At 74.2% G+C, this 9581-nt stretch carries 10 protein-coding genes; 7 read left to right on the top strand and 3 right to left on the bottom strand.

Going from position 1 to position 9581, the window contains the following annotated elements:
• Positions 1 to 484: 484 nt before the first annotated feature.
• The 7 genes from ssd to FHG89_RS08095 all read left to right on the top strand — a co-directional run bounded on the left by ssd (position 485) and on the right by FHG89_RS08095 (position 5975).
• Positions 485 to 1591: a septum site-determining protein Ssd gene (gene ssd, locus FHG89_RS08125; RefSeq protein WP_139583740.1), complete on the top strand. Its 1107-nt coding sequence runs from the start codon at positions 485 to 487 to the stop codon at positions 1589 to 1591.
• A complete protein-coding gene (locus FHG89_RS08120; RefSeq protein WP_139583739.1) occupies positions 1588 to 2799 on the top strand; it encodes a TadA family conjugal transfer-associated ATPase in 1212 nt (403 codons plus the stop codon). The genes ssd and FHG89_RS08120 overlap by 4 nt, the downstream gene beginning before the upstream one ends.
• Positions 2800 to 3353: 554 nt before the next feature.
• Positions 3354 to 4052 (top strand): hypothetical protein, encoded by a 699-nt coding sequence (locus tag FHG89_RS08115; RefSeq protein WP_425280158.1) that lies wholly within the window; start codon positions 3354 to 3356, stop codon positions 4050 to 4052.
• 227 nt (positions 4053 to 4279) lie between these two features.
• Positions 4280 to 4933, top strand: coding sequence for a type II secretion system F family protein (locus tag FHG89_RS08110; RefSeq protein WP_139583738.1), 654 nt, complete (start codon positions 4280 to 4282; stop codon positions 4931 to 4933).
• Between the two features lie 22 nt (positions 4934 to 4955).
• A complete protein-coding gene (locus FHG89_RS08105) occupies positions 4956 to 5123 on the top strand; it encodes a DUF4244 domain-containing protein (protein WP_139583737.1) in 168 nt (55 codons plus the stop codon).
• Positions 5120 to 5569 carry a TadE family type IV pilus minor pilin gene (locus tag FHG89_RS08100; RefSeq protein WP_280116056.1) on the top strand — a complete coding sequence of 150 codons (450 nt, stop codon included), beginning with the start codon at positions 5120 to 5122 and terminating at the stop codon, positions 5567 to 5569. Before FHG89_RS08105 ends, FHG89_RS08100 begins: the two co-directional genes overlap by 4 nt.
• Positions 5556 to 5975 carry an Rv3654c family TadE-like protein gene (locus tag FHG89_RS08095; protein ID WP_139583736.1) on the top strand — a complete coding sequence of 140 codons (420 nt, stop codon included), beginning with the start codon at positions 5556 to 5558 and terminating at the stop codon, positions 5973 to 5975. Before FHG89_RS08100 ends, FHG89_RS08095 begins: the two co-directional genes overlap by 14 nt.
• A 70-nt stretch (positions 5976 to 6045) precedes the next feature.
• Here the strand turns inward: FHG89_RS08095 and FHG89_RS08090 are convergent, their stop codons facing one another.
• The 3 genes from FHG89_RS08090 to FHG89_RS08080 form a co-directional block, all read right to left on the bottom strand.
• Positions 6046 to 6624, bottom strand: coding sequence for an LURP-one-related family protein (locus FHG89_RS08090; protein ID WP_139583735.1), 579 nt, complete (start codon positions 6622 to 6624; stop codon positions 6046 to 6048).
• Between the two features lie 132 nt (positions 6625 to 6756).
• Complete coding sequence (locus tag FHG89_RS08085) at positions 6757 to 6963, bottom strand: hypothetical protein (protein ID WP_139583734.1); 207 nt, start codon at positions 6961 to 6963, stop codon at positions 6757 to 6759.
• Positions 6964 to 7062: 99 nt separating this feature from the next.
• Positions 7063 to 9483 (bottom strand): DEAD/DEAH box helicase, encoded by a 2421-nt coding sequence (locus FHG89_RS08080; protein ID WP_244295247.1) that lies wholly within the window; start codon positions 9481 to 9483, stop codon positions 7063 to 7065.
• Positions 9484 to 9581 lie beyond the last annotated feature (98 nt).

The raw sequence follows: 9581 nt of genomic DNA, 5'->3' as shown, positions 1-9581 counted from the left end.
CGGAGTTCCTGGTTCTGGGTTGTCTTGGAGTGACAAACCTTGATACCGGAACTCCGCTTCTCACTCCCTGATCAACACACCCCTTGACCGGCCTCGCCCACGCCTAACTGAACGGCGTTGGGACTAGTCCCCGACAAAGCGGAGGCAGAGGGCGCTGCTGCCCCGGCTCGAACCCTGCTGCTCGATCCGGAACAGCTCGACATCGACGCCCATCCGACGAGCTTGGAAGCGGCAGGGACCACCACGCGACCGACGCGGGCGTCCGCACATCCTGCACCGAGGGGCCGTCTGTCGGGTGCTTGCCGCATTGTGCACGCAGCCGCGCTGGCTGCGCGGCGACCCTCGCGCATAGCAGATCCACCCTTTCGGCGGGCGTTGTCCACAGGTGCCTGCGTTATCCACAGGGCGCCCTTCAAGGACGGTGAGCGGGACCGAGCGAGAGCAGTGTCGGCGGCACAACCGAGCCCGACCGCTGGAGGCCGCGATGCCACCCCGTACCTCCGTTCCGCCCCCGATCCGCCGGCTTCCCCTGCTCGTCACCGGCGACGATGACCTGCTCGACGATCTGCTCCGGCTCGCCGCTGCCGGCGGCACCGAGGTGGAGTTGGCCGCCGATCCGGCGGCGGCCCGTACCCGCTGGCTTCCCGCGCCTCTCGTCCTGCTCGGCGCCGACCAGGCGCAGTCGTGCCTGCGGGCCCGGCTGCCCCATCGGCCCCGGCTGGTGCTGGTGGGCCGGGCCGGTCAGCTCGACCCAGGCTGGCAGATCGCCGAGCTGATCGGCGCCGAGCATGTCGCCACGTTGCCGACTGCCGAACCGTGGCTGGTGGACCGGTTCGCCGAGCAGGGCCCCGGTGACGCCGACGGCTCCGGCGCGCGGATCGTCGCGCTGCTCGGCGGGCGGGGTGGTGCCGGCGCGAGTGTGCTCGCCGGTGGGCTGGCCGTCACCGCGGCGCGGGCGCGGCTGCGCACCCTGCTGGTCGACGCCGATCCGCTCGGCGGCGGCCTCGACCTCGTACTCGGTTGGGAGCAGTTGGAGGGGCTGCGCTGGCCGTCGCTGAGTGGTGCCGACGGGAGGGTCGACGCCCCTGCGCTGGTCCGGGCGCTACCCAGCCGGGGTGACCTGGTGGTGCTCTCCTGGGATCGCGGCGACCTGCTGGCGTTGCCCGCGTCGGCGATGGCGGCGACCGTCGATGCCGCCCGACGTGGCCGGGACTTCGTGGTCATCGACCTGCCCCGGCAGTTGGACGACGCCGCCGTGGTCGCGTTGCAGGCGGCTGACCAGGCGTACGTCGTCGTACCGGCGGAGTTGCGCGCTGTCGCCGCTGCCGCCCGGGTGGTGGCCGCCACCGCCCCGCACTGCGCCGCGCTCTCGGTGGTGGTGCGCGGGCCCGCCCCGGGCCGATTACGTGCCACCGAGGTCGCTCGGGCGCTCGGGCTTCCCCTCGCCGGCACGCTGCGCCCCGAGCCGGGGCTGTGTCGAGGATTGGAACGGGGCGAGGCGCCGGCCGCCGCCGGGAAGGGTCCGCTGGCGGCGCTCTGCCAACGGATCGTCGCCGACCTCACCGGCGTACCCGCGACAGGTGCGGCATGACGGGCCGGCCGGACGACCCCTCCCTCGCAGCCCGGGTGCGGCAGCGCATCGCCGGTGCCACCACCCCGGTCACGCCGGCGGCGATCGTGTCCGCGGTACGCGCGGAACCCGCCGCCGCGGTGCTCGGCGACACCGCCGTGCTGCGCATCGCGGACCGGGTGCACGACGACCTCGTCGGCGCCGGGCCGCTGGCACCGCTGCTGGCCGACCCGGAGGTCACCGACGTGCTGGTCAACGGCGTTCGCGTGTGGGTCGACCGGGGAGCGGGGCTGCACCAGGTCCCGGTGCCGGTGGGCACCGTGGAGGACGTCCGCCGGTTGGCGCAGCGGCTGATCGCCAGCGCCGGACGTCGGCTCGACGACGGCTCCCCGTACGCGGACGCCCGGCTCGCCGACGGCACCCGGCTGCACGCCGTGCTGCCGCCGGTGGCGACCGAGGGGCCCTACCTGTCGCTGCGCACCTTCCGGCACCGGCCGTTCACCCTCGACGAGCTGGTGCGCCAGGGGACGGTGCCCCGTCCGGTGGCGCCCGTGCTCGCCGCCGTCGTCGCCGCCCGGCTGGCGTACCTGGTGACCGGTGGCACCGGATCGGGCAAGACGACCCTGCTCAACACGCTGCTCGCGCTGGTGCCGGCGACCGAGCGGATCGTGCTGGTGGAGGACGCCGCCGAGCTGCGGCCGGGGCATCCGCACGTGGTGGGGCTCCAGGCACGTACCGCGAACGTCGAGGGGTCGGGCGTGGTCAGCCTCGGCGACCTGGTCCGGCAGGCGCTGCGGATGCGGCCGGACCGGTTGGTGGTGGGTGAGTGCCGGGGCGGTGAGGTGGTCGACCTGCTGGCCGCGCTCAACACCGGTCACGACGGCGGTGCCGGCACGTTGCACGCCAACGCGCCGTCCGACGTACCGGCGCGGCTGGAGGCGCTCGGCATGCTGGGCGGACTGCCCCGTGCCGCGCTGCACGCCCAGGTGGTCGCCGCGTTGCAGGTCCTTTTTCAGGTACGACGTGGCGACCGTGGACGCGTCCTGGAGTCGATCTGTCTGCTGCTGCCGGAGGGGCCGGATCGGCTGGTCACCGTGGTTCCCGCCTGGGTGCGTGGTCGTGGCCTGGGGCAGGCGGCGCGGGCGCTGGGGGCACTGTTGCGCGAGCGGGGCGTGGCGGTGCCACCGATCCTCGGTGAGCCGTGGCCCGGAACGGCGGGTCCGGCATGAACGCCGGGTCGATGCTGGTGGTGGCGCTGCTCGTGGGTGCCGCGGTCCTAGTGGCGTGGCCTGTGCGGACCATCCGGGCCCGCCGCCGTCGGGTGCTGGCCGTGGGTGCCGGCACCGCTGGCGGTGATCCGGACGAGGCCTTAGTGCAGTGGGTGAGGGAGCTGGGCCGCACGCCTGGAGATCCGCCAACTTCTGGCCGGCCGACCACCGTTTCGCCGCAGTCGTCGACCGCCGGTGGCGGGCAGACGCTGGCCGCCCGATCCACCGGGGACACTCTGAGCGGCACGAGGTGGGCGGGGGCGGCGGTGGGACCGACGCGTCCGCCGGGCCCGGCCCGTCCGCCGAGCCGTCGGGATCTCCGTCGCCCCGCCGGCACCACCCGGCCAGGAGCGGTGATCCTGGACCTGGATCCGCATGCCGGCAGTTCCATGGCCGTGCCTGCGACCGGTGTCGGAAAGCCTGAGGTCGATCGTCTGGTTGGCCCTGCGACTGTCGACGCGGTCGACAGTCGCAGGGCCCTGGACGCGGACGATCTGAGCCGCAGCGCGGCTGCGATGTCGACGGTCCGGCCCGGCCATGTCGACAACGGTGACCCACAGGTCACCGACCCCGACGACCGGGAAGGCGGAGCGCCGAGCGCGACCGCCGGTGTGCGCGGGCCGGCGCGCCTACTGCTGCTGGTCTGCCTGGTGGGGGCCGGTGTCGGTGCCGTGGTCGCCGGTCCGGTCGCCGGTGTCGCGATGGGCGGGTACGGCACGTTTGTCGTGCGCGGCCTGTTGCGTCGGCGGGCCAACCGGCGCGCCGAGCGGGTCCGGCGGCGCGGGTTGGACCAGCTCTGCGGTCTCGCGGCTGACCTGCGGGCCGGCCTGCCCGTGCCGCCGGTCATCGACATCGCCTCAACCGCCGGCGCGGACCGGCTCCGCCAGCTGACCTCGGCTGCGGTGCGGTTGGCGGACCGGACGGGCGCACCGCTGGCGGAACTCGTCGAGCGGATCGAGGCGGACGCGCGGGCCACCGATCGAGGGCTCGCCGCCGCCGCGGCGCAGGCGGCCGGCGCCAGGGCCACGGCCTGGCTGTTGGCGGCCCTGCCGGTCGGTGGGATCGGGCTCGGGTACGGGATCGGCGTCGATCCCGTGGCGGTGCTCCTGCACGACACGGTCGGCGGGATCTGCGCGATCGTCGCGGTGGCACTTCAGGTCGTCGGCCTGCTCTGGGCCGAGCGGCTGGGCGGAGCGCCGGGGCGGGCCGGCTGATGTCCCCGGTGGTGCTCGTGGCCATCGGCCTGGTGATCACTGCCCTGCTCGTCGCGCCACTCCGACTACGCCAGCGCGGACCGGCATCCCGACCCGGACCGGCAAGCCAGCGCGGGCCGGCAAGCCAGCTCGGGCCGGCGAGCGAAAGGGGGCCGACGAGCCAGCGCGGGCCGGCAAGCCAGCTCGGGCCGGCGAGCGAAAGGGGACCGGCGAACCGGCGCGGACCGGTGAGTGGGCCGGCAACCGCGCTCGGACCGGTCGACCGGAGGCCGACAGGCAGCCGCCGGCGGCCGGACATCATCCGGCTTGCCGCAGGCCTGGGTGGGATCGCCGTGGTCGTGGTGATCGAAGGGTGGTTCGGGCTGCTCGGCGGGGTCCTGACGGCGTACCTGCTGGACGTGGGGCTGCGGCGGATCGAGCCACCGGCCGTCCGCAGACGCCGGCTTCGGGAGGCCGCCGACCTGCCGCTCGCCGCCGACCTGTTGGCCGCGGCGATGCGGGCTGGTGCTCCGGTGGACCGTTCGGTGCTGGCCGTCGCCGAGGCGTTGGACGGCCCGCTCGCCGGCAGGCTGGCCCGGGTCGGTCGCACCCTGCTGCTCGGTGGTGGTCCGGCGGAGGCGTGGTCCGCGCTGGACGGGGTGCCGGGAGCGGAGCGGTTGGCGGCGGCCGCGTTGCGCTCGGCCAACAGTGGCGCCGCCCTGGCCGGCGCGCTGACCCGGCTCGCCGACGACCTGCGCGCCGACCGGGCCACCGCCGCCGAGGCGTCGGCCCGCCGGGCGGGCGTGCTCATCGTGCTGCCGTTGGGGCTCTGCTTCCTGCCGGCGTTCATTCTCGCCGGCCTGGTGCCGGTGATCGTCGCTGTCCTCGGCGACGTGCTCTGACCCATCGAGAAAGGGAACAGCCATGCGCAAACTCATCAGCCGCCTGAGGGGCGACGCCGGGATGAACACGGCCGAGTACGCCGTCGGCACGCTCGCCGCTGTCGCGTTCGCCGGGATTCTGTTGAAGGTGCTGACCTCCGGCAACGTCCAGTCGGCGTTGACGGCCGTCATCGACCGGGCGTTGAAGTGATCGGGCGCCGGCAGGCCGGCCGCGATCGGAGGTCCGACCGTTCCGGGCGTGCGGCTGGTGGTGGGGGATGGAGCTTCCGCGCTGCGGCACGGGCCGCCGGCGGGGACCGGGGGTCGTTCACCGCCGAACTGGCGGCCGGCCTGCCGGCGCTGCTTCTGCTCCTGCTGGCCGGGCTGACCGCGGTCAACGCCGTCAGCACCCAGGCGAGCTGTCTACACGCGGCCCGGGAGGCGGCACTGGCCGCCGCCCGAGGTGCGGGAGGTGGGTCGTCGGGACCGTCGGGGGCGGAGGTGTCGGTGACGATCGACGGCGAGCGGGTGCGGGCGACGGTCCGCGCGCCCGTCCGGACGCTGGGCGGCCGGCTGGGGCGGATCACCGTGTCCGCCACCGCCGTCGCCGCGATGGAACCGGGCGCCCCCGAGGGAGTCGACAGTGCGCCGAACTGACGGTTCGCCGGGCCGCTTCGACCACGGACCGGATGCCGAGCGACTCGACGATGGTCGGCTGGCGGCGGAGCGAGGTGGTGCCACCGTCCTGCTCCTGGCGATCGGGCTGGTCTTCGTGCTGTTCGGGACGTTCGGCGCCGCCGTCGCCGCAGCCGGGATGGCGCGTCAGCGGGCGGCGGTGGCAGCCGATCTCGGCGCCCTGGCCGGTGCCGCCCGGGCGCTCGACGGCGACGAGAAGGCCTGCGGGTCAGCCGGTGACATCGCCGGACGCAACGGCGGTCGGCTGGTCGGTTGTCACCTCGACGGGCTGGACGTGCTGGTGACCGTCGAGGTGGCGTTCACGCCCCTACCCGGAATGTCCCGGGTCGCGGCGTCGACTGCCCGGGCCGGCCCGCTGCGCGGCTGAGCTGGAACCCCTTGACGCCAACGCGCCGCCCGCCGCGGATCAGCGGCGGGCGGTGCGCAGGGCCGGTCTGTCAGCGGGACTGGAGCGCGTCGAGCGCCACGGCCATCGCGATGACGAGGCGGCGGTCGAGCTGCGGGTTCTGCACCTCGACGACGTACTTGTCGCGCAGGCCCCACTTCTTCACCACGGTGAAGGCCGGCTGGCCGCCAGCGGTGAAGTCGAAGTGGTACGGCAGCCAGGACAGCGAGTCGACGAACCGGCGCAGCAGCGCCACCGGCAGGCTGCGCTCCTGACCCGTCACCTGCGGCAGGCCGGCCTGCTCGACGTGCCAGGTGGACCGCAGCAGCGACTGGGCGAAGTCCTTGCGGAACAGGCCGATCGCGTTGCCGGCGGCGTCGGTGACGTCGTACGTGGCACCGAGGTCGAGGCGCTGACGGGCCTTGAAGCCGAGCAGGGGCTGCTGCTTCGAGTCATCCGTGTAGATCGTCACCTGCTCCTTGAAGGCGAGCCGCTTCTGCTGCGCGAACGCGAGCAGCTCACCCTCGGTGCCGTCCGGGGAGACCGCCCGGACCTCGTACTGGTTGACCATCATCCGCAGCCGCTGGCGGACGTGGAACTGCTGCTGGCTCTGCAAGTTGTCGAGCTGCATCTGATCTCCTCAGGGAAATGATGCGCCGGAGTCTCGCACAGCCCGGCAACCCAGCGCGCCCCCGCTCTCACCACCGGTGCCGGCGACGAACGGTGGCGGCAGCGGCCCTCGACGCCCGGGTCGAGTCGGCCGTCAGCGGCTCTCGGCCGTGGCGGCGCGGAGCGCCCACGTGTTGAGGACCTGGTGGATGCCGCGCAGCCGTTCGTTGATCTGCTCCAGTCGTTCCGCCTGGGCCAGCGCGGCCAGCGCGGAGCCGAGCGCGATCTGCTGGTCGAGGGTGAGTTGTTCCTGGTCGATGGTGTAGAGCAGGTCGACGGTCTCGGCGATGGTGTCGGCCACGGCTCCTCCTCAGGGCGCGGGGGTGAACAGCAGGACAGGCATCGATGGAAGCGCTCCCATGCATTGTGCCCCGTGCCGGGTGGAATCATGCAAGGTCGATCAGGCGGGCAGGTTCGCGAGGACCATGTCGAGCACCCGGACCGCGTCCAGCTTGGACAACGGGTTGTTGCCGTTGCCGCACTTCGGTGACTGCACACACGACGGGCAGCCGGCCTCGCAGCCGCACTCCGCTATCGCGTCCCGGGTCGCCCGCAGCCACGCCGACGCCGTCCCGTACGCCCGCTCCGCGAAACCCGCGCCACCCGGATGCCCGTCGTAGACGAACACGGTCGGCGCCTCCGTGTCCGGGTGCACGGCCGTGGAGAGCCCTCCGATGTCCCACCTGTCACAGGTGGCCATCAGCGGCAGCAGGCCGATCGCCGCGTGTTCGGCGGCGTGCAGCGCACCCGGCACGTCGGCCGGCTGGACCCCGGCGGAGGCCAACGACTGGGGCGACAGCGTGAACCACACCGCCACCGTGCGCAGCTCCCGGGTGGGCAGGTCGAGCGGCCGGGTGTCGATCACCTCGCCGGTGGCGATCCGCCGCCGCTGGTACGACACCACCTGGCTGGTCACGTCCACCTCGCCGAGGAACATGCCGACCGGGCCGGCGTCCACGTAGGAGCGCACCGACACCACGGACAGGTCCGTGACGTCCCGCGCGTGGGTGGACCAGTCCGGTTCCTCGACGTGCACAAGCGCGCAGCCGTCGGCGAGGTCGAGGCCGTCGACGACGTACGAGACGCCCTGGTGCAGGTAGACAGCGCCGGGGTGCAGCAGGAAGTGCGACGAACCGCCGTCGACCGTGCCGAGCAGCCGGCCGGTGGCCGACTCCACGACGCAGACCGGCGCGCCGCCCTCGCCGCGCAGGTCCACCTCGGGGCGTTCCCGGTGCCGCCAGTACCAGCCGGTGGGCCGCTGCCGCAGCGCCCCGGCCGCCACCAGCTCGTCGATCGCCTCCTTCGCCCCGTCGCCGAAGAGCGCCAGGTCGGCCGGGGTGAGGGGCGCCTCGACCGCGGCGCAGGCCAGCTGCGGAGCCAGCACGTACGGGTTGGCCGGGTCGAGCACCGTCGCCTCCACAGGCGCCCCGAAGATCGCCTCCGGGTGGTGCACGAGGTAGGTGTCGAGCGGGTCGTCCCGGGCCACCAGCACGGCGAGGGCCTCCTGCCCGGAGCGCCCGGCGCGGCCCGCCTGCTGCCACAGTGACGCCCGGGTGCCCGGATACCCGCAGATCAGCACGGCGTCCAGCCCGATCAGGTCGACGCCCAGCTCCAGCGCGTTCGTGGAGGCCAGGCCGAGCAGGTCGCCGTGCAGCAGCGCCCGTTCCAGCTCGCGCCGCTCCTCGCGCAGGTAGCCACCCCGGTAGGCGGCCACCCGGTCGCCGAGCCCCGGCACCGCGTCGTCCAGTGCCCGACGCGCGTTGGCCGCCACCACCTCGGCGCCCTTGCGGGAGCGGACGAACGCGAGTGTGCGTACCCCCTCGGCGACCGTGTCGGCGAGCAGGTCCGCGGTCTCGCGCAGCGCCGATCGACGGACCTGGTGGAGGTCGTCGTGGTCGCCGGTGGCCTGCGGCGGGACCGGGGGTGCGGAACCCGAGTCCGGTGGCAGCAGCGGTGGCTCCCAGAGCGCGAAGGTGACCCCGCCGCGCGGTGAGGCGTCCTCGGTGACAGCCGTCACGGGCAGGCCGGTCAGCCGCCCGGCCGCGGTCGCCGGGTCGCCGGAGGTCGCCGAGGCGAGCACGAACACGGGGGTGGCCCCGAACCGGGCGCACTGCCGGCGCAGCCGACGCAGCACGTGCGCCACGTGCGAGCCGAAGACCCCCCGGTAGGTGTGGCACTCGTCGATCACGACGTACGCGAGCCGGCGTAGGAAACCGGACCACTGGGCGTGCCCGGGCAGGATGCCGTGGTGCAGCATGTCCGGATTGGTCAGCACGAACCGGGAGTGTCGGCGGATCCACTCCCGCTCGGCGCGCGGAGTGTCCCCGTCGTAGCAGGCGGGGCGTACCCCCTCCAGCTCCAGACCGGCGACGGCCCGCAACTGGTCGGCGGCGAGCGCCTTGGTCGGCGCCAGGTAGAGCACGGTTGCCCGGGGGTCGGCGAGCAGGGTCGCCAGCGCCGGGAGCTGGTACGCCATCGACTTGCCGGACGCGGTGCCGGTGGCGACGACGACGTGCCCGCCGTCGTACGCCAGGGTGGCCGCCTCGGCCTGGTGCCGCCAGGGCGCGGCCACGCCGCGACGGGCGAACGCGTCGCGCAGCTCCGGCGGTGCCCACGGTGGCCACGGCGTGGGCACCCCGGGGCGGGCCGGCACCCGTTCGACGTGGGTGACCGGGTCGCCGGCGCTCCGGGCACGCAGCCGACGCAGCAGGTCGACAGGCGTTGGCCCGAAGCCTGGACCTGCGGATACGGTGGCGCTGGCCGACGGCTCCAGGTCGTGCCGCGGCGACAGACGCGCGGAGCTGAAGTCGTCGGAGGTCACGCCCTGCACTCTCGCACTGGTGTTCGGAGATGAAAAGTCGGGCCGGGGGGTAAGGGGAAGCCTCCGCCGGCGACCGCAGGCCGGCCCGGCGGTAGTGG

The organism is Micromonospora orduensis (genome assembly GCF_006228125.1).
Lineage (GTDB): Bacteria > Actinomycetota > Actinomycetes > Mycobacteriales > Micromonosporaceae > Micromonospora > Micromonospora orduensis.
The sequence above is the reverse complement of the archived record's forward strand: the minus strand, read 5'-3'. Positions and strand labels throughout refer to the sequence as shown.